The sequence below is a fragment of the Achromobacter sp. FW305-C-13 genome (assembly GCF_058783475.1).
On the sequence record NZ_JBYSYN010000003.1, the window covers coordinates 957015 to 976563 of the forward strand.

The window sequence follows — 19549 nt, forward strand, 5'->3', positions numbered from 1 at the left end:
GCATCCCGATAGGGCAGCAACTGTTTTTGCGTCACCGGTGCTGTACAGCATCGCACAGCAATTTGGAGAACTGAAATGAATTCCCCTCAACGCCCGCCCGCAGATGGCGGCGCGATGAATCCCATGAAGGTGGGCCTGCTCGGTCTGGGCGTAGTCGGTGGCGGCACGTGGACCGTGCTGTCTCGCAACGCCGAGGAAATCGCGCGCCGCGCCGGCCGCCGCATTGAAGTCACGCGCGCCGCTGTGCGCGATGTGGTCAAGGCCCGCGCCCGCGTGGGCGATTCGATCAAGGTCGATACCGATGTGCACGCGCTGGTGCGCGATCCCGAAATCGACATCGTCGTCGAACTGATCGGCGGCGACACGCTGGCGCTGGAACTGGTGATGGAAGCCATCGCCAACGGCAAGCACGTCGTCACCGCGAACAAGGCGCTGCTGGCCAAGCACGGCAACGAGATCTTCGCCGCCGCCTACGAGCGCGGCGTGATGGTCACCTTCGAAGCGGCAGTCGCCGGCGGCATCCCCATCATCAAGGCGATCCGCGAAGGCCTGACCGCCAACCGCATCCAGTGGGTGGCCGGCATCATCAACGGCACCACCAACTTCATCCTGTCGGAAATGCGTTCGCGCGGCCTGCCGTTCGCCGATGTGCTGGCCGAGGCCCAGCGCCTGGGCTACGCCGAAGCCGACCCCACGTTCGACGTGGAAGGCGTGGACGCCGCGCACAAGCTGACCTTGCTGGCCTCGCTGGCCTTCGGCGTGCCGGTGCAGTTCGACCGTGCCTACATCGAAGGCATTTCGCAGCTGGCCGCTGAAGACATCGAGCACGCCGAACGCCTGGGCTACCGCATCAAGCTGTTGGGCATCACCAAGCGCCGTCCCGACGGCATCGAACTGCGCGTGCATCCGGCGCTGGTGCCGTCCGAGCGCCTCCTGGCCAATGTCGAAGGCGCGATGAACGCCGTGCTGGTCAAGGGCGACGCCGTCGGCCCCACGCTGTACTACGGCCAGGGCGCGGGCGAAGAACCCACCGCGTCGGCCGTCGTGGCCGATCTGGTGGACGTCACCCGCCTGCACACCGCCGACCCGGGCAACCGCGTTCCGCACCTGGCCTTCCAGCCGGATGCCATGTCCGACACGCCGATCCTGCCGATCGAACTCGTCAGCACGTCGTACTACCTGCGCTTGCGGGTGGACGACCAGCCCGGCGTGCTGGCGGACATCGCCCGCATCCTGGCCGACCGCTCCATCTCGATCGGGTCGATGATCCAGCAGCCGTCGCACATCGGCGGCGCCGACATCATCTTCCTCACGCACGAAGCCGTGGAAGGCAACGTCAACCAAGCCATCGAGCGCATCGAGTCCTTGCCGTTCGTCCGGTCCAAGGTCACGCGATTGCGCGTGGAGAACTTGACATGAAATACATCTCTACTCGCGGCGGCATGAACCCCCAGGGGTTCTCCGACATCCTGCTGGAAGGCCTGGCGCCCGACGGCGGGCTGGCCATGCCGGAGCAATTGCCCCAGGTGTCCGAGCAGACGCTCGAATCCTGGCGCGGCCTGTCCTACGCGGACCTCGCCTTCGAAGTGCTGTCGCTGTTCGCCACCGACATCCCGGCGGACGACCTGCGGCGCCTGACTCGCGCGGCCTACACGCAAGAGATCTTCAACAGCGAAGACATCGTCCCGCTGCGTCCGCTGGACGGCGGCCTGTCGCTGCTGGGCCTGTCCGAAGGGCCGACGCTGGCCTTCAAGGACATGGCCATGCAGTTCCTGGGCCAGGTCTTCGAATATGTGCTGGCCAAGCGCGGCACCACGCTGAACATCGTGGGCGCCACGTCCGGCGACACGGGCTCGGCGGCCGAGTACGCGCTGCGCGGCAAGCAGGGCGTGGCCGTCTTCATGCTGTCGCCGCATGGCCGCATGAGCGCTTTCCAGCGCGCGCAGATGTATTCTCTGCAAGACGAGAACATCCACAACATCGCCGTGCGCGGCGTGTTCGATGAAGCCCAGGACATCGTCAAGGCCCTGGCCGGCGATCTGGCGTTCAAGACGAAGTACCGCCTGGGCGCCGTGAACTCCATCAACTGGGCGCGCATCGCCGCCCAGGTGGTGTACTACTTCCATGGCTGGTTGCGCGCAACCGACAAGCCGGGCCAGCAGGTGTCGTTCGCCGTGCCCTCGGGCAACTTCGGCAACATCCTGTCGGGCCATATCGCGCGCAGTATGGGCTTGCCGGTGCGCCGCCTGGTCCTGGCCACGAACGAGAACAACGTGCTGGAAGAATTCTTCCGCACGGGCATCTACCGTCCGCGTCCGGCCGAACAGACCTACGCCACGTCCAGCCCGTCGATGGACATTTCGCGCGCATCCAACTTCGAACGCTTCGTGTTCGAGCTGGTGGGCCGCGATCCGGCCCGCGTGAAGGCCTTGTGGACGTCGTTGGCCAAGGACGGCTCGTTCGACCTGTCCGACCTGAAGCCGCAGTTCGAATCGCGCTATGGCTTCGTGTCGGGCGCCAGCTCGCATGAAGACCGCCTGGCCACCATCCGTTCGGTCTACGAAGGGACCGGCGTGCTGGTCGACCCGCATACCGCCGATGGCGTGAAGGTTGCGCGCGAATTCATCGAACCGGGCGTGCCGATGCTGGTTCTGGAAACCGCCTTGCCGGCGAAGTTCTCCGAAACCATCGAAGAGGCGCTGGGCCGTCCCGCCACGCCTCCGGGCAACCTCGCCAATCTGGAATCGCTGCCGCAGCGCGTGGAAGTCATGGATTGCAGTGAATCCGCCGTCCGCCGTTTCATCGAGGCGAACGCCAAGGTGTAACTGCTTGCGGTTTCTGTAAGCGCAAAACCCCTCGCAGGCTTGGCCTCGAGGGGTTTTTTTACGATGTGGGATCTGTGTATTACGTTCTTATGCATTTTGACCACAACCCGACACGGATTTGGGGCCAGGTTACCGATACAGTGAATCCACCTAATCACACTTGGAGAACACGCCCATGAACCTGAAGACCATGACGTTGGCCCTGGTGGTGACCGGAGTTGGGGTGCTGGCCGGATGCTCGTCGCCCTCGGTCATTCAGAATCGGGACGGAAGCTCGACCGTGACGCCCGACGCGCCGACTTACGACAAGAAGTCCGGCATGTATGAATACGACAAGGACGGCAAGAAGGTCCAGGTCAACAAGGACGACGTGAAGTCCATCGAAGAGGTCAAGTGACCCCCACTGCGCGTCTCGCGCAATGAAAAAAGCCCCTTGAGAAATCGAGGGGCTTTTGCTTTGCGGGAAAGATTTACTTCGCCGATTCTTCCGCGTGGTAACGGCCCACGCGGTCGACTTCGTTCTTCGATCCCAGGATCACGCTGACGCGCTGGTGCAGCGTGTCGGGCTGGATTTCCATGATGCGCTGCGCGCCGTTGATCGACGCGCCGCCGGCCTGTTCGATCAGGAAACTCATGGGGTTGGCTTCATACATCAGACGCAGCTTGCCGGCCTTGCCCGGTTCGCGGGCATCCCAGGGGTACATGAAGATGCCGCCGCGGGTCAGGATGCGATGCACGTCGGCCACCATCGAGGCGATCCAGCGCATGTTGTAGTCCTTGCCCAGCGGACCGGTGGAACCGGCCAGGCAGTCGTCGACGTAGCGCTTGACCGGGGGAGCCCAGTGGCGCATGTTCGACATGTTGATCGCGAATTCCTTGGTGTCTTCGGGCACCTGGATGTTGTCGTGCGTCAGCACCCACGAACCCATCTCACGGTCAAGCGTAAAGCCCACCACGCCCTTGCCGATGGTCAGCACCAGCATGGTCTGCGGTCCGTAGACGGCGTAGCCGGCCACGACCTGCTTGTCGCCCGGTTGCAGGAAGTCCTGCTCGCAGACGGGGGCGCCCGACACGTTGTGGGGGGCGTGCAGCACCGAGAAGATCGTGCCGATGGACACGTTCACGTCGATGTTCGACGAGCCGTCCAGGGGATCGAACAGCAGCAGGTATTCGCCCTTCGGGTAGCGGTTCGGAATCAGGTGGATGGTTTCCATCTCTTCCGAGGCCATGGCTGCCAAGTGGCCGCCCCATTCGTTGGCTTCGAGCAGGATCTCGTTGGACAACACGTCCAGCTTCTTCTGCACTTCGCCCTGGACGTTCTCGCTTTCCAGGCTGCCCAGGACGCCGCCCAAGGCGCCCTTGCTGACGGCATGGCTGATGGCCTTGCAGGCGCGCGCGACCACTTCGATGAGCAGTCGCACTTCCGGCGCAAGGGCTTGGGCGGAGCGTTGTTGCTCCACCAGGTACTGAGTCAGAGTTTTACGTTTCAAAAAGGTCTCCCTATGCTGCGAATTCTAAAGCCTTGGATACGATTTCCTGCACGTTGCGCGACAGGCCTTCATGCGCGCGCACGCGTTGCAGGGCGGCCTGCATAGGCGTGCGCAGGGCCGGCACGAAGCGCGACCAGTTGTCCAGCGCGCGTGCCAGGCGTGCCGCGATTTCCGGATTCAGCGCGTCAAGCGCCAGCACCTGCTCGGCCCAGAAGGCGTAGCCCGTGCCGTCCGGATGGTGCATGCCGCGCGCGTTGTTCAGGCAGAACTGGAAAATCAGCGCGCGCGCCCGGTTCGGGGTGCGTAAGGTGAACGCCGGATGCGTCATCAGCTCGCGCGCGGTCTGCACCGTCGTGGAGCGGGCGGCGGCCTGCAATGCGAACCACTTGTCCACCACCAGCGGGTTGTCACGCCACTTGTCGTAGAACGCGGCCAGCGCTTCCTGCGGGAAATCGCCCTGGCCGTAATTGATCAGGGCGGACAGCGCGGCCATGCTGTCGGTCATGTTGCCTGCGCGGTCGTATTGCTGTTCCGCCAGGCGCTGGGCGTCATGCTCACCCGCGGCCAGCAGATGGCTCAGGGCCAGGTTCTTCAGCGCGCGCATGCCGGCAGGAACCGGGGCCGGGCTGTACTCGCCTGGCGTCTGGTTCTGCTCGAAGGCCTGACGGAATTCGGCGGCAAGCTGGCGGCCGAGTTCGGCGCGCAGGAAGTCGCGCGCCACGGCCAGCGCGGGCGGATCCACGGCCTGCATGCGCTCGGCCAAGGTCTTTTCCGAGGGCAGCGCCAGCGCGCGGGCGCGGTAGGCGGCGTCGATCGCCGGGTCCGTCAGCTGGGCGCGCCATGCCTCGATGAAGGCGGCGTCGGCGTGCAGCGTGCGGCCCGCCTGGCGGGCTTCGGCCAGCGCCAGGATCTGGCGCGTGGCTAGTTCCTGGCCGGCTTCCCAGCGGGCGAACGGATTGCTGTCGTGCGCGGACAGCAGGGCCAGCTCTTCGTCGGTCCAGTCGTAGTCCACGATGACAGGGGCCGAGAAATCGCGCAGGAGCGAGGGCACGGGCCGTTCGGCGATGTCGTCGAACACCCATTGCTGAGTTTGCGTGGTCAGTTCCAGCAAGGCCGTGTCACGGGTAGCGCCGGCGTGGCGCAAGGGCAGGGGGCTGCCGTCGCGGCTCAGCAGGCCAATCGCGAACGGAATATGGTAGGGCGCCTTGACGTAGTCGGCGCCGGCCTTCTTTTCGACGCCCACCGGCTGGCAGTCCTGGGTCAGCGTGACCGTGCAGCGGCGAGTGGCAGCGTCGTGTTCCAGCTTGACGGTCACGCGCGGCGTTCCCGCCTGGCGATACCAGCGGCGGAACACCGACAGGTCGCGGCCAGGATGCTGGCGCACGTAGACCGATTCCATGGCGGCGACGAAGTCATCGCAGGTCACGGCCTGGCCGTCGTGGCGGCGGAAGTATTCGTCCATGCCGGCGCGGAAACCTTCCTCGCCCAGCAAGGTGTGCTGCATGCGGATGACTTCGGCGCCTTTCTCGTACACGGTGGCCGTGTAGAAGTTGCCGATCTCCTGGTAGCTCTCGGGGCGGATGGGGTGGGCCATCGGGCCGGCGTCTTCCGGGAACTGGGCGGCGCGCAGCGCCACCACGTCGTCGATGCGCTTGACCGCGCGCGCGCTGGCGGCCGCCGTCGCGTCCATGCCGTGCGCCATCATATCGGCGCTGAATTCCTGGTCGCGGAAGACCGTCAGGCCTTCTTTCAGGCTCAGCTGGAACCAGTCGCGGCACGTCACGCGGTTACCGGTCCAGTTGTGGAAGTATTCGTGCCCGATGACGGACTCGATGCCTTCATAGTTGGCGTCCGTGGCGGTGTCGGCGTCGGCCAGCACATAGGCGGCGTTGAAGATGTTCAGGCCCTTGTTCTCCATCGCGCCCATATTGAAGTCGTGGACGGCGACGATCATGAAGCGGTCCAGATCCAATTCCAGGCCGAAGCGGGTTTCGTCCCAGCGCAGCGCGCGCACCAGCGAATCCAGCGCCCACTCCGTCTTGGTTTCCGACCCCGGATCGCTGTAGACCTGCAGCAGCACGTCGCGGCCGCTGGCTGTCTTGACCGTGGTCTCGCGGTGCGTCAGGTTGCCGGCCACCAGTGCGAACAGGTAGCAGGGCTTGGGGAACGGGTCTTCCCATTCGACCTCGTTGCGGCCGTCCGGCAGCTGGCGCGACGCCATCAGGTTGCCGTTGGACAGCAGCACCGGGTACTGCGGCGCCGCGCGCAGCGTCACGCGATAGCGGGACATGACGTCGGGGCGGTCGGCGAACCAAGTAATGCGGCGAAAGCCCTCGGCTTCGCACTGCGTGAAGAAATTCCCGCCCGATACGTACAGGCCCATCAGCGTGGAATTGGCAGACGGCTTGCAGCGGCTGACGACCTCGACCGTGGCGTCGGCCGGCAGGCCGTAGATCGCCAGGCTGTGTTCCGACAGGTGATAACCGTCGGCGGCCAGCGGCGCTCCGTTGACGCCTACCGATACGAGTTCCAGGTCCTCTCCATCCAGGATCAAGGCCGCGTCGGCGCTGGCGCCGGGCTTGCGCTGCACCTGCATGGTGCAACGCACTTCGGTGGCGTCGGGCGCCAGATCGAAGGCCAGGGCGACTTCAGGAATGTCGTACGGGTAGGGCTGGTAGTCCTTGCGATAAACGGTAATGGGCGTGTCGGTGCGCATGGAGTTGCAGTCCTGGTTGAACGAGGGTTCTATTGTAGTAGCTGGCGGCGAAGGCAGTCTGGCGCTTGCGGGCTAGGGCAAACTTTTTGCCGCCGGCCCTGTCAAAGCTCAGTATGATGGCGCCGTCGCGCGCTAGAGGAGTCGCAAAATGTCCAGATTGTCCATGTTCAGTGTAGGCCGTTGGGCCGGGTTATTGGCCGTTGCGGGGGTGCTGGCATTGACGGGATGTGCGGCGCCTTCCGTGTCGGCCCGGGTGACATCATTCCAGCAGTGGCCGACCGGTGTTGAAGGGCAAAGTTATCAGTTTGTCGTGGCGGATCCCAACCAGGCTAATAATCTGGAATACCAGTCCTATCAGGACATGGTGCGCGCAGGGATCGGTGCGACCGGGCTGGTCGAGGCCCAACCGGGAACCAAAGCCCGATTCGATGTTTCGTTCACCTATGGCACGAGCCAGACGCAGATCATGGTGCGGCGCCCGTACGACCCGTACTTCTATGGCGGCTATGGTTACGGGGGCTACTACGGCCCGCGCCCGTGGGGGCCTGGCTACGGTTACTGGGGCCCCGACTGGGTCGATGTGCCCATGGCCGTTCAGCGCAATACGCTCAGCTTGAAGATCCGCGATACGCAGCGCAATGGCGCTGAGGTATATCGGTCCACCGCCTTCATACTGAGCCAGGGCGATGATTTCATGCGCACCATGCCCTATCTGGTCCGTGCAATATTTGACAATTTTCCCGGAAATAATGGGGCGGAACGCGAAATCGAATTCCCGTTACGCTAAGTCCGGACCGCCTTTCTGGCAGGTCGCTTAAATAAAATCGGCGCACCATATTGGTGCGCCGATTTATTTCTTACTGCCGAATAGGTTTTATTCTTTGATAAGAAAACTGTCGCGTGTAGCGCCAGCGGCTTCTTCTGCGGCGAGCCAACGCGGGGCTTTGCCGCGGCCGCTCCAGGTTTCACCGGTTTGGGGGTGACGATACTTCGGCGCAACGGCGCGCTTGGCGGCGGTGGCGGGGCGTCCAGCCGCGCCAGTCTTGCGTCGGCCGCCTGCGGCTGCACGCACGGGCTTGCCGGCGCCATAGGCGGCGACGATCTCTTCCGGCGTGATGTCGTATTCACGCATGGACGTGATGATGGACGTGATCACGGGCTTGCGTCGCTTCGTTTGTAGGACTTCCGCCTTCTTTTGAAGCTTGTTGATTTCCTTTTCGATCTTTGCTTGCAGTGCTGCGTATGTTTCTCGGGCCATGGTTTATTCCTGATTATGGAACTGCTTTAATCGCCGGCGAAGTTATGTTTATTTGTTGTGCTTCGCATAATACAGAAGTTGCGGCTTGACTTCTCTATTTTCGGACTAATTACTTTGTATCAAAAGGGCCGGAGAGCCTTTAGGCTTGCGGTTGTCCGCAGGAGACAAGTATTGGGAAGGATATTCTCAAATTTGGGACAACTTGAAACAAATGCCGCTTTGGTACGCTAGGCGGACGAATGGGCGGCGTTAGCCGCAACTTGAACGGCCTTTGTTTCGTGTAGCGGGCAGATGGGGGCGAGGTCCGGACAGCATGGGAGCAGATTGAAGGCAATGCCGCTCATTTAACGCCGGGAGTTTGTCACCGGCATTCAAACCCTTGATCTGATGCCAAATTCATCCCTTGGCAGCGGTTTTGACACGCTGCCATGCATTTTGGCTTTCCCGCTTGGTGAGAATGATATGGGCCTGAAACGAACCGAGCGCGTGCTCGGGTGACATTTTGTTCATGCTTGTATGACGAGTTCTGCGCATTTGCCGTCCTTGTACGCCAAGGCGCCTTGCACACGTATGCCTGGGCACGGGAAGCTGACAAAACTGTTATGTGACGGAACAATGCCTGGTCGCAATTGCTTAACTTGATACTCAATATTGCGCCCCCATCTGATTCAGATGCGGATAATGTCCGCCATTTTCCGCCCGCTGCCGGACCGGGCTCCCACGGGCTCTTTTGGCGTGGGGCGGGACGCCGGCCCCTGGTCGGCGTTACGATACGGTCTTGAGCGTCAACGCAAGCGCGCGCGACCGTGCCGCGCCGGCGCCCCCTGAATAGAGCCTATGAAAATCATTGATCCCGCTATTGCATCCCTTGCCACCGCCAAATCGCTGCTGCTGGACCCCTGGGGCCTGACTGAAGCGGACATGGCGCGCGCGCTGGGTGAAATCTTCACCCACAAGGTCGATTACGCCGACCTGTACTTCCAGTACACGCGCAGCGAGGGGTGGAGCCTGGAAGAGGGCATCGTCAAGACCGGCAGCTTCTCGATCAGCCAGGGCGTGGGCGTGCGCGCCGTCAGCGGCGAGAAGACCGCTTTCGCCTATTCCGATTCTCTGTCGGCGGACGCCTTGCTGTCGTCGGCGCATGCCGTGCGCGGCATTGCGCGCCGCGGTGCCGGCAAGGTCAAGGTGGCCGCGCAGGTCGAGGCCGAGATGGGCCGCAGCCTGTACGCGGACATCGACCCCGTCGCAACGTTGAGCGCTCCGGAAAAGGTCGCGTTGCTTGAACGCATCGAACGCATGGCGCGTGCGCGAGATCCCCACGTCATCCAGGTGATGGCAGGGCTGGGCGCCGAATACGACGTGGTGCTGGTCGCGGGCAGCGATGGCCGCCTGGCCGCCGACGTGCGTCCGCTGGTGCGCCTGTCGCTCACCGTGATCGCTGAACGCAACGGCCGCCGCGAAATGGGCCATGCGGGTGGCGGCGGACGCCTGGGCCTGGCGTATTTCACCGACGAAATGCTGCAAAGCTACGTCGAGCGCGCCGTGCACGAAGCGATGGTGAATCTGGAAGCGCGTCCTGCGCCGGCGGGCGAGATGACGGTGGTGCTGGGTTCGGGCTGGCCGGGCATCCTGCTGCACGAAGCCGTGGGCCACGGTCTGGAAGGCGACTTCAACCGCAAGGGTTCCAGCGTGTTCTCGGGCCGCATCGGCGAACGCGTCGCCTCCAAGGGCGTGACGGTGGTGGACGACGGCACGCTGCCGGACCGCCGCGGCTCGTTGAACATCGACGATGAAGGCAACGCCACCCAGCGCAACGTGCTGATCGAAGACGGCATCCTGCGCGGCTACATGCAAGACACGCTGAACGCCCGCCTGATGAAGACGGCTGCGACCGGCAACGGCCGCCGCGAGTCCTTCGCGCATCTGCCCATGCCGCGTATGACCAATACCTACATGCTGGCCGGCGACAAGCCCGCCGAGGAAATCGTGTCGTCCGTCAAGCGCGGGCTGTACGCGGTTAATTTCGGCGGCGGCCAGGTCGACATCACCAGCGGCAAGTTCGTGTTCTCGGCCTCCGAGGCCTACATGATCGAAGACGGCAAGGTGACCTACCCGGTCAAGGGTGCCACCCTGATCGGCAATGGCCCCGACGCCATGACGCGCGTCACGATGATCGGCAACGACCTGCAGCTGGATTCGGGCGTGGGCACTTGCGGCAAGGACGGCCAGAGCGTGCCGGTGGGCGTGGGCATGCCGACCGTGCGCATGGAAGGCCTGACGGTCGGCGGCACGGCGTAAGCGTCATGCCGGGCCGTCGCGTCCCCTAAAAACGATGTGACGGCCCGAAAAAACTATGCTAGAGTCAATCCCCATGAAATTCGCGTCCCCCGCCTTTTACTTTTATTTTTATGGTTTTCTGAAGCCGCTGGCGGAGGAAGGGACGCGCTCAATCTGAAGTTTGGAAAGAATCCCCCCAAAAAAGCCGCCAGCGAACTGGCGGCTTTTTTTGTGCCGCCGGAATCGGAAAGACCGATCGGAATGGATCCCGTTGGCGGGCAACCCAGGAGCAGTACCGTGTCACACAATACCGACGACCTTCGTATTCGAGAAATCAAGGAACTGAATCCGCCCGCGCATGTGATGCGCGAGTTCGCGTGTACGAAGGAGGCGTCCGATACCGTATTCGCCGCCCGCCAGGGCATGCACCGCATCCTGCACGGCATGGATGACCGCATGATTGTCGTGATCGGGCCGTGTTCGATCCATGACACGCGTGCCGCCATCGAATATGCGAAGCGCTTGAAGCCGGTGCGCGACCGCCTGAGCGCCGATCTGGAAATCGTGATGCGCGTGTACTTCGAAAAGCCGCGCACCACGGTGGGCTGGAAGGGCTTGATCAACGATCCGGACCTGGACGGCAGCTTCGACATCAACAAGGGCGTGCGCGTGGCCCGCGAACTGCTGCTGGACATCAACAGCCTGGGGCTGCCGGCGGGTTGTGAGTTCCTGGACATGATTACGCCGCAATACATCGCGGATCTGGTCTCCTGGGGGGCGATCGGGGCACGGACGACGGAAAGCCAGGTGCATCGCGAACTGGCCTCGGGCCTGTCGTGTCCGGTGGGATTCAAGAACGGCACGGACGGCAATGTGAAGATCGCGGTGGACGCCATCAAGGCCGCATCGCAGCCGCACCATTTCCTGTCGGTGACCAAGGGCGGGCATTCGGCGATCGTGTCGACGGCCGGCAATGAGGACTGCCACGTCATCCTGCGCGGCGGCAAGACGCCGAATTACGATGCCGCCAGCGTGGACGCGGCCTGCCAGGACGTGTCCAAGGCCGGCCTGGCGCAACGCATCATGGTGGACGCCAGCCATGCCAACAGCAGCAAAGATCCCGAGAATCAGCCGAGGGTGATCGATGACGTGGCGCGCCAGATGGAAGCGGGCGACGCGCGCCTGGTCGGCGTGATGGTGGAAAGCCACCTGCTGGGCGGACGCCAGGACATGGTGCCGGGCAAGCCGCTGGTCTATGGCCAAAGCATCACCGACGGCTGCATCGATTGGGACGCGTCGGTGGCCGTGCTGGAACGCCTGGCGCACGCGGTGCGCGAGCGCCGCCGGGTCGCGCTGACCTCCGGCAAGTAATGCCGTGCGAGCGCCGTGTGCCGCCTGCCTGGGGCGGTGTGCGGCGCAGCATGCGCAGCGGCGTAGAATATTCTGATTACCGAACCCGAGAACACGCTGATCATGAACGCTCCCTTGCACGCTGAAACGTTGCGCCGCCCGGTGCCGGCCGCCTGTCTGGATGCCTTGCGCGCGCGCTTTGGCGACCGCCTGTCCGAGTCCTCCGCCGTGCGTGAACACCACGGCCGCGACGAGTCGCCGTATCCGCCGATGCTGCCGGACGCCGTCGTCTTCGCGCACACCACCGAGGAAGTGGCCGAGGTCGCCAAGCTGTGCAACGAGCATCGTGTTCCGCTGATTCCCTATGGCGCAGGTTCTTCGCTGGAAGGCCACGTGCTGGCGATCCAGGGCGGCATCAGCCTGGACCTGTCGCAGATGAACAAGGTGTTGGCGATCAACGCCGAAGACCTGACCGCTACCGTGCAGGCGGGTGTGCTGCGCAAGCAGTTGAACGAAGAGATCCGCAACACCGGCCTGTTCTTCCCGATCGACCCGGGCGCCGACGCCAGCCTGGGCGGCATGGCCGCCACGCGTGCCTCGGGCACCAATGCCGTGCGCTATGGCACGATGCGCGAAAACGTCATGTCGTTGACGGTGGTGACCGCCGACGGCCGCATCGTCCGCACGGCGGGGCGTGCGCGCAAATCATCGGCGGGCTATGACCTCACGCGCATTTTCATCGGCAGCGAAGGCACGCTGGGCATCATTACCGAAGTGACGGTGCGCCTGTATCCGCAACCCGAAGCCGTGTCGGCCGCGGTCTGCAATTTCCCCACGCTGGACGATGCCGTCCAGAGCGTGATCGAGATCATCCAGATGGGCGTGCCGATCGCGCGCGTCGAATTCATGGACGCGGCCAGCGTGCGCTCGGTCAACCAGTACAGCAAGCTCACCTTGCGTGAAACGCCGCTGCTGGTGTTCGAGTTCCATGGCAGCCCGGCAGGCGTGCAGGAGCAGGCCGAAACGGTGCAGGCGATCACCGCCGAACACGGCGGCATGGACTTCGAGTGGGCCGAACGCCCCGAAGACCGCAGCCGCCTCTGGACCGCCCGCCACAATGCCTACTTTGCCGGCCTGCAATTGCGGCCCGGCTGCCGCGCCAGCACCACGGACGTTTGCGTGCCGATCTCGCGGCTGGCCGACTGCGTGCGCGACACCGTCGAGGAACTGGACCGCGCAAGCTTCCCGTACACCATCGTCGGCCACGTCGGCGACGGCAACTTCCACGTGCTGATGCTGCTGGATGCCGAGAATCCGAAGGAATGGGAAGAGTCCGAAACGATCAACCACAACCTGGTGCGCCGCGCGATCGCCGCGGACGGCACCTGCACCGGCGAACATGGCGTGGGCCTGCACAAGATGCAGTTCATGGCGGAAGAGCACGGCGAAGACGCGCTGGACCTGATGCGCAGCCTGAAGCATGCGTTTGATCCGCACAACATCCTGAACCCGGGCAAGATCGTGTCCTGGTAAACGCCGCGCGGCGACCGCGCAGCCCGCAAGACCCGAAGCCGACGGCACTGCCCGTCGGCTTTTTTTTGTTTGGGCCCGGGGGGGCCGTGAATTTCCAGTGACACCTTTCATCAAATCCTTTACTCTATTTTTTCGTAGACAAATGTCCACATTGTGGATATTCCAATAAGGGTCTGCGGAAAAATCAAAGCGGGCGACGCCTCGGCAGAAGGCGCGCCCCGAAACCAAGGAGACAAGGATGTTGATGAGACAAGGCTTGATGGCGGCCGCCCTGAGCGTGGCTGGCCTGGCGGCGGCGCTGCCGGCGCACGCGCAGGCGGACGCGTATCCGAACCAACCGGTCACGCTGGTGGTGCCGTTCCAGCCGGGCGGCGGCACGGATGCCGTGGCCCGCACCTTTGCCAAGGTGTCGGCGCAGTATTTCCCCAAGGGCATGGTGGTGCTGAACAAGTCCGGCGCGGGCGGCGCGGTGGGCTGGAAGTACGTGTTGAACAGCAAGAACGACGGCCACACGCTGACCGTCGTGACGGCGGAGTTCGTGATCCTGCCGTTGCTGGGTCTCTTCGACCACACCTACAAGGACTACACGCCGTTGGTGCAGCTGAACGCCGACCCCGCCGCGATCGTGGTGCCGGTCAATTCGCCCTACAAGACGCTTGAGGAATTCATGGCCGCAGCCAAGAAGGCGCCGGCCACGATGAACGTCGGCACCTCGGGCACCGGGTCCATCTATGACGTGGCGCTGAGCGCCTTCGAGGTCAAGTCCGACACTCGCTTCACACACATTCCGTTTCCGGGTTCCGGCCCGGCCTTGCTGAACCTGCTGGGGGGGCAGCTGGACGCGGTGGCGACGAGCCCTGCCGAGGCGTCCGAATACGTGCGTGCCGGCAAGCTGCGCCTGCTGGTGCTGATGAGTGACAAGCGCGTGCCGGAATTCCCCGACGTGCCGACGGCCAAGGAGAAGGGCCTGGACGTGGCGTACGGCACCTGGCGCGGCATCGCCGGGCCGAAAGGCATGCCGCCCGCCACCGTGGCCAAGCTGAAGGAAGTCTTCGAAAAAGTCGCGCAGGACCCGCAGCTGATCGCGGCGATCAAGGCCCAGAACCTGGGTTACGTCTATGCCGACGGCGACGCTTTCGAAAAGAAGATGGCGGCCGAGACCGCCGATTACGCGCAAGTCCTGAAGACCCTGAGCATCAAATAAGCCATGAGCCAAACGACTGCTGTGCCCACTCCCTACCGTTATCCCAATCCCAAGGAAGCGCTGCCCGACATCGTGGTGCCGCAGGTGATTCCCGACGACGAGCGCGTCTGGGTGCCCCAGGCCGAAAACGTCTGGTTCCGGCCGCTCTGTCTGAACGTGTCGCAGGGCTACTGGATGAACCTGCTGCGCGTGCGCAAGTCGGGCGTGCTGAGCTGCCACCGTCATCCGCAGGCGGTGCATGGCTATGTCATCAAGGGGTCGTGGCGTTATCTGGAGCACGACTGGATCGCCCGCGAAGGCAGCTACGTTTTCGAGCCCCCGGGCGAAACGCACACCTTGTACGTCCCGGAAGACGTGGAGGAAATGATCACGATGTTTCAGGTCAACGGCGTCATGTACTACTGCGACAGCGAGGGCCGGCACACGGGCTACGAAGACGTGTTCACCAAGCTGGACATGTGCCGCAAGCACTACGAAAGCGTGGGGCTGGGGGCGGACTATGTCGATCAGTTCGTCCGTTGAGGAACACGCCATGAGCTTTCAGGCAGGGCTGTTCAAGGAAAAGACCGCGGTGGTCACGGGCGGTACTCAAGGGCTGGGCCGGGGCGTAGCCGAAGCGCTGGCGCGGCTTGGCGCGCGCGTGATCGCGGTGGGGCTGCCATCGGCCGAAGCGCCGCCGGCCGGCGTGGAGGTGGCGACGCTGGACGTCACGCAAGCGGAAGACGTTGCGGCGTTTGCCGCCACGCTGGAACGCGTGGACATCCTCATCAACTGCGCCGGCGTGATCTTCCGGCAAGAGGAGTTCAAGCTGCCCGTGTTCGAGCGCGTGCTGGACATCAACCTTACCGGCACCATGCGCGTGTGCGAAGCGTTGCGGCCGCAGCTGGCGCGCGCCAAGGGATGCATCGTCAATACGGCGTCGATGCTGAGTTTCTTTGGCGGCGGCCTGGTGCCGGCTTATAGCGCGAGCAAGGGCGGGGTGGCGCAACTGACGAAGTCGCTTGCCATCGCTTATGCCGAGGCGGACATCCGGGTCAATGCGGTGGCGCCGGGGTGGATCGCCACGCCGCTGACGGAGGCCTTGCAGAAAGATCCCGCGCGCGCCTCGCGCATCCTGGAACGCACGCCGCTCAAGCGCTGGGGCACGCCGGACGATGTGGCGCAGGCGGTCATGTTCCTGTGTTCGCCGGCGTCGGCGTTCATGACGGGCGTGGTGATGCCGGTGGATGGCGGCTACATGGTAACCTGACCGGCGCTCCGGCCCGCCGGGGCGCTTTGCCACGGAAACCGTCAATGAGAGTCCCCCGCGTGAAGCCTCCCCGCGCCGCCGCCACAGAGGCCGCGTCGACTGCATCGGTTGCGGCGCCGGCCGTCGCCGGCACCGCCTCTTTCTCCAAGTTCATGCGCGTGCTCGACGCCATCGCGTTGGGGGGTGATACGGCCTGGACGGTCAACGAGCTGAGTGCCCGGCTGGGCTATCCGCGCCCGACGATCTACCGCATCGTCGAGGCGCTGATCGCCGAACAATTGATCGTGCCCAAACGCAATGGCCAGTCCTTCGGACTGGGCCCTCGGCTTGTCAGCCTGGCCAGCCGCGCGCTGGAAAGCTCCGACATCCGGCAGTTGTGCAAGGACCACCTGTTCGACCTGAAAGAGGTCACGCAGGAAACCGTGCATCTTGCGGTGCCGGACCGGTCCGAAATGACCTACATCGACAAGCTGGAAAGCCCGAAGGCGGTGCGCATGAACTCGCGCCTGGGCAGCCGCGTCACGATGTACTCCAGTTCGGTGGGCAAGGCCTATCTGGCGCAGTTGCTTCCGGCGACGCGCGACGCCCTCATCCAGACACTGGATTTCAAAGCGTTCACCGAGGCCACGCTGCGCACGCCGCAGGCGTTGCGCAAAGAGCTGGAGCAGATCCGCCGGCAGGGCTACGCGGAAGACCGTGAAGAGAACGAGAAGGACATCTTCTGCTTCGGTTGCGCGATCACCGACAAGCAGGGCATGCCGGTCGCGTGCGTGAGTTTGAGCATTCCCGCGTTCCGCATGAGCGCCAATCGCGAGGTCAGCTATATCAAGCCGCTGGTCGACACGTGCGCGGCAATTTCCAGAAAGCTGGCGATGGTGGATTTTTCAGGCTGATCGGCTGCGGCTTTTCCACGACAAACACCGTCTGGAATTACCGCTGGTTACGTGTGCGCCGCAGGGTAGACGACTGGATGCGGGTAAATCCCGGCCTGTTTTAAGGGACTGGTCGCGCTATTGTTGCGCTCATGAATTCACTGGTCGAAACCGGCCTGGCACAAGTGCAGGCGCCTTATTCGTTGCAGCAGCTGATCGAGGCGTTGTCGGCCGCGTTGCCCGCGCACTGCGTATTGTTCCGCGAAGAGGACACGCGCCCCTACGAGTGCGACGGCCTGTCGCTGTATCGCGCGCTGCCTGCCGTCGTAGCGTTGCCGGAAACCGAAGAACAAGTCCAAGCCGTCATGCGCATCTGCAAGCGGCTGAACGCGCCGATCGTCGCGCGCGGCGCGGGCACCGGCCTGTCCGGCGGCGCCATGCCGCACAGCCAGGGCGTGCTGCTGGGCCTGTCGAAGTTCAACCGCATCAAGCATATCGATCTGGCCAGCGCCACGGCGATCGTTCAGCCTGGCGTGCGCAATCTGGCGATTTCGGAAGCGGCCTCGCCTTACGGGCTGTACTACGCGCCCGATCCCTCCAGCCAGATTGCCTGTTCCATCGGCGGCAATGTGGCCGAGAATTCCGGCGGCGTGCATTGCCTGAAATACGGTTTGACCGTGCACAACGTGCTGCGCGTGCGTGTGGTCACGATCGACGGCGACGTGGTCGAGCTGGGTTCCGAAGCGCCGGACGCGCCGGGCCTGGACCTGCTGTCCGTCTTCATCGGATCCGAAGGCATGTTGGGCGTAGTCACCGAGGTTACGGTCAAGCTGATTCCCAAGCCGGCTTGCGCGCAGGTCGTGATGGCCAGTTTTTCCAGCGTCGAGGCAGCCGGCAACGCGGTCACGCAGGTGATCGCGGCGGGCATGATCCCCGCAGGGCTTGAAATGATGGACCGACGCGCCACGCATATGGTCGAACCGTTCGTGCGCGCCGGCTACGACATGGACGCACAGGCGATCCTGCTGTGCGAATCCGATGGCACGCCCGAAGAGGTGGCGCACGAGATCGACCGGATGGAAGCGGTGTTCCGCGCCGCCGGCGCCACGCGCTGCCAGGTATCGACCTCTGAGGCCGAACGGCTGAAATTCTGGGCCGGCCGCAAGAACGCATTTCCGGCTGCGGGCCGCGTGTCGCCGGATTACTACTGCATGGACGGCACGATTCCGCGCCGCCATCTGGCGCGCGTGCTGGGCGCCATCGAACAGATGGAAGACGAATTCGGCTTGCGTTGCGCCAACGTGTTCCACGCGGGCGATGGCAATCTGCATCCGCTGATCCTGTTCGATTCGAATAAGCCGGACGAGGTGGAACGGGCCGAGAAATTCGGTGCGGCCATTCTTGAGCTGTGCGTGCAGGTAGGAGGGACCGTGACCGGAGAGCACGGTGTGGGTATGGAGAAAATAAATCAAATGTGCGTGCAATTCTCTCGCGAAGAACTCGACGCGTTCCTGGCGGTCAAGCGGGCATTCGACCCGCCGTGCCTGCTGAATCCTGAAAAGGTCATTCCCACGCTGGCTCGCTGTGCCGAATACGGCAAGATGCATGTCCATGCGGGCGAGCTGCGCTTCCCCGATCTCGCCCGCTTCTAGGACGTATCCCCCATGGATTTTGTCCTGTCGGAATTGTGCGACCAGGTCATGACGGCCCGTGCCGGCCATAAACCGCTGTTTGTGATGGGCGGAGGCAGCAAGGCGTTCTACGGCAATTACCGTCCGGTAAGGCCGCAAGACGGCCACTGCCTGCTGGACATGACGCCGTATCGCGGCATCGTCAGCTACCACCCGTCCGAACTGGTGGTGACGGTGCGCGCGGGTACGCCGCTGGCCGAACTGGAAGCGGCGTTGGCTGAAAACGGCCAGATGCTGGCGTTCGAACCGCCGCATTTCGGGGCTGCTGCCACGGTGGGCGGCTGCGTGGCGGCGGGGCTGTCCGGCCCGCGCCGCATGAGCGCGGGCGCCTTGCGCGACTTCGTGCTGGGGACGCGGCTGCTGGATTCGGAAGGACGCATCCTGTCGTTTGGTGGAGAGGTCATGAAGAACGTGGCGGGGTATGACGTTTCGCGACTGCTGGCCGGTTCGCACGGCATCTTCGGCGCGCTGCTGGACGTCTCGCTGAAGGTCGTGCCGCGCCCGATGGAAGAGGTGACGCTCGTCATGCCCGCCACCCAGGCCCAGGCGCTGGCCAGCTTCGCGCTGTGGCGCGGCAAGCCCTTGCCGATCTCGGCCACCAGTTGGACGGGGGGCGATGAGCATGCCGAGGGGGTGATGCACGTGCGCCTGTCGGGCGCGCCGCCGGCCATCGCCAGCGCGCGCCAGGTCATCGGCGGCGACCCCTTGGATCCCGATGCGGCGCAGGCCTGGTGGCTGGCGCTGCGCGAGCAGACTCACGCCTTCTTCGCGCCGGGTCAGCCCCTGTGGCGCCTGGCCTTGCCGCCCACGGCCGCCGCGCTGGCGATGGGCCCGACCCTGATCGAATGGGGCGGCGGGCAGCGCTGGCTATCCGGCCCGCGTGATGCCGCGCAACTGCGCGACACCGCGGCGCGGCTGGGCGGGCACGCCACCCTGTTCCGCGCGGGCCACAGCAAGCCGCCGGCCGACGGTGTGTTCCATCCGCTGGCGCCCGGCATCGCGTCAATCACGCGCCGCCTCAAGCAAGAGCTTGACCCGGCCGGCCTGTTCAACCCCGGCCGCCTGGTCCTGGAGCTATAGCGCA

General features: G+C 64.2%; 16 protein-coding genes. 13 read left to right on the top strand and 3 right to left on the bottom strand.

All coding sequences use genetic code 11. The annotated features are described in order from the left end of the window. Positions 1-114: 114 nt before the first annotated feature. The 3 genes from AC3WMU_RS23325 (at position 115) to AC3WMU_RS23335 (ending at position 3222) form a co-directional block, all read left to right on the top strand. The gene (locus tag AC3WMU_RS23325; protein WP_006224990.1) at positions 115-1419 is read left to right on the top strand and encodes a homoserine dehydrogenase; all 1305 of its coding nucleotides are present in this window, start codon (positions 115-117) and stop codon (positions 1417-1419) included. Next, positions 1416-2825: a threonine synthase gene (gene thrC / locus AC3WMU_RS23330; protein WP_492283030.1), complete on the top strand. Its 1410-nt coding sequence runs from the start codon at positions 1416-1418 to the stop codon at positions 2823-2825. The genes AC3WMU_RS23325 and thrC overlap by 4 nt, the downstream gene beginning before the upstream one ends. Before the next feature lie 175 nt (positions 2826-3000). Next, positions 3001-3222 carry a YgdI/YgdR family lipoprotein gene (locus AC3WMU_RS23335; RefSeq protein ID WP_492283031.1) on the top strand — a complete coding sequence of 74 codons (222 nt, stop codon included), beginning with the start codon at positions 3001-3003 and terminating at the stop codon, positions 3220-3222. A 73-nt stretch (positions 3223-3295) separates the two neighbouring features. Here AC3WMU_RS23335 and AC3WMU_RS23340 read toward each other — a convergent pair whose 3' ends face one another. Both AC3WMU_RS23340 and pepN read right to left on the bottom strand, forming a co-directional pair. After that, on the bottom strand, positions 3296-4315 hold the full coding sequence (locus tag AC3WMU_RS23340) for a class 1 fructose-bisphosphatase (RefSeq protein WP_492283032.1): 1020 nt from the start codon (positions 4313-4315) through the stop codon (positions 3296-3298). Between the two features lie 10 nt (positions 4316-4325). Next, positions 4326-7031: an aminopeptidase N gene (pepN, locus tag AC3WMU_RS23345; protein ID WP_492283033.1), complete on the bottom strand. Its 2706-nt coding sequence runs from the start codon at positions 7029-7031 to the stop codon at positions 4326-4328. Between the two features lie 163 nt (positions 7032-7194). Here pepN and AC3WMU_RS23350 point away from each other — a divergent pair, with 163 nt between their 5' ends. Beyond that, entirely contained in the window at positions 7195-7818 is a 624-nt protein-coding gene (locus tag AC3WMU_RS23350) for a DUF4136 domain-containing protein (RefSeq protein ID WP_035213188.1), read from the top strand. An 87-nt stretch (positions 7819-7905) separates the two neighbouring features. Here the strand turns inward: AC3WMU_RS23350 and AC3WMU_RS23355 are convergent, their stop codons facing one another. Next, positions 7906-8289 carry an H-NS histone family protein gene (locus AC3WMU_RS23355; protein ID WP_492283034.1) on the bottom strand — a complete coding sequence of 128 codons (384 nt, stop codon included), beginning with the start codon at positions 8287-8289 and terminating at the stop codon, positions 7906-7908. A gap of 837 nt (positions 8290-9126) precedes the next feature. On the opposite strand from AC3WMU_RS23355, the gene tldD reads away from it, so the two are divergent. The 9 genes from tldD (at position 9127) to glcE (ending at position 19545) form a co-directional block, all read left to right on the top strand. Beyond that, positions 9127-10587, top strand: coding sequence for a metalloprotease TldD (gene tldD, locus AC3WMU_RS23360; protein WP_006224983.1), 1461 nt, complete (start codon positions 9127-9129; stop codon positions 10585-10587). Positions 10588-10827: 240 nt separating this feature from the next. Next, the gene (aroG, locus tag AC3WMU_RS23365; protein ID WP_081534219.1) at positions 10828-11937 is read left to right on the top strand and encodes a 3-deoxy-7-phosphoheptulonate synthase AroG; all 1110 of its coding nucleotides are present in this window, start codon (positions 10828-10830) and stop codon (positions 11935-11937) included. Positions 11938-12039: 102 nt separating this feature from the next. Beyond that, positions 12040-13449 (top strand): FAD-binding oxidoreductase, encoded by a 1410-nt coding sequence (locus tag AC3WMU_RS23370; RefSeq protein WP_006224981.1) that lies wholly within the window; start codon positions 12040-12042, stop codon positions 13447-13449. 238 nt (positions 13450-13687) lie between these two features. Continuing rightward, on the top strand, positions 13688-14653 hold the full coding sequence (locus AC3WMU_RS23375) for a tripartite tricarboxylate transporter substrate binding protein (RefSeq protein ID WP_006224980.1): 966 nt from the start codon (positions 13688-13690) through the stop codon (positions 14651-14653). A gap of 3 nt (positions 14654-14656) precedes the next feature. Then, positions 14657-15175, top strand: a complete 519-nt coding sequence (locus tag AC3WMU_RS23380) for a 2,4'-dihydroxyacetophenone dioxygenase family protein (protein WP_006224979.1) — start codon at positions 14657-14659, stop codon at positions 15173-15175. A gap of 10 nt (positions 15176-15185) precedes the next feature. Continuing rightward, entirely contained in the window at positions 15186-15902 is a 717-nt protein-coding gene (locus tag AC3WMU_RS23385; protein ID WP_006224978.1) for an SDR family NAD(P)-dependent oxidoreductase, read from the top strand. A gap of 44 nt (positions 15903-15946) precedes the next feature. After that, positions 15947-16795 (top strand): IclR family transcriptional regulator, encoded by an 849-nt coding sequence (locus tag AC3WMU_RS23390; RefSeq protein ID WP_492283035.1) that lies wholly within the window; start codon positions 15947-15949, stop codon positions 16793-16795. Between the two features lie 131 nt (positions 16796-16926). After that, the gene (locus tag AC3WMU_RS23395; protein WP_006224976.1) at positions 16927-18426 is read left to right on the top strand and encodes an FAD-linked oxidase C-terminal domain-containing protein; all 1500 of its coding nucleotides are present in this window, start codon (positions 16927-16929) and stop codon (positions 18424-18426) included. Positions 18427-18438: 12 nt separating this feature from the next. After that, positions 18439-19545: a glycolate oxidase subunit GlcE gene (gene glcE, locus AC3WMU_RS23400; RefSeq protein ID WP_492283036.1), complete on the top strand. Its 1107-nt coding sequence runs from the start codon at positions 18439-18441 to the stop codon at positions 19543-19545. The last annotated feature ends 4 nt before the right edge of the window (positions 19546-19549 follow it).

Coding starts and splice junctions, on each gene's coding strand:
- tldD (WP_006224983.1), top strand. CDS start 9,127: ATGAAAATCATTGATCCCGCTATTGCATCCCTTGCCACCGCCAAATCG.
- pepN (WP_492283033.1), bottom strand. CDS start 7,031: ATGCGCACCGACACGCCCATTACCGTTTATCGCAAGGACTACCAGCCC.
- AC3WMU_RS23325 (WP_006224990.1), top strand. CDS start 115: ATGAATCCCATGAAGGTGGGCCTGCTCGGTCTGGGCGTAGTCGGTGGC.
- AC3WMU_RS23385 (WP_006224978.1), top strand. CDS start 15,186: ATGAGCTTTCAGGCAGGGCTGTTCAAGGAAAAGACCGCGGTGGTCACG.
- AC3WMU_RS23335 (WP_492283031.1), top strand. CDS start 3,001: ATGAACCTGAAGACCATGACGTTGGCCCTGGTGGTGACCGGAGTTGGG.
- AC3WMU_RS23380 (WP_006224979.1), top strand. CDS start 14,657: ATGAGCCAAACGACTGCTGTGCCCACTCCCTACCGTTATCCCAATCCC.
- AC3WMU_RS23355 (WP_492283034.1), bottom strand. CDS start 8,289: ATGGCCCGAGAAACATACGCAGCACTGCAAGCAAAGATCGAAAAGGAA.
- glcE (WP_492283036.1), top strand. CDS start 18,439: ATGGATTTTGTCCTGTCGGAATTGTGCGACCAGGTCATGACGGCCCGT.
- AC3WMU_RS23390 (WP_492283035.1), top strand. CDS start 15,947: ATGAGAGTCCCCCGCGTGAAGCCTCCCCGCGCCGCCGCCACAGAGGCC.
- AC3WMU_RS23370 (WP_006224981.1), top strand. CDS start 12,040: ATGAACGCTCCCTTGCACGCTGAAACGTTGCGCCGCCCGGTGCCGGCC.
- aroG (WP_081534219.1), top strand. CDS start 10,828: ATGGATCCCGTTGGCGGGCAACCCAGGAGCAGTACCGTGTCACACAAT.
- thrC (WP_492283030.1), top strand. CDS start 1,416: ATGAAATACATCTCTACTCGCGGCGGCATGAACCCCCAGGGGTTCTCC.
- AC3WMU_RS23350 (WP_035213188.1), top strand. CDS start 7,195: ATGTTCAGTGTAGGCCGTTGGGCCGGGTTATTGGCCGTTGCGGGGGTG.
- AC3WMU_RS23395 (WP_006224976.1), top strand. CDS start 16,927: ATGAATTCACTGGTCGAAACCGGCCTGGCACAAGTGCAGGCGCCTTAT.
- AC3WMU_RS23375 (WP_006224980.1), top strand. CDS start 13,688: ATGTTGATGAGACAAGGCTTGATGGCGGCCGCCCTGAGCGTGGCTGGC.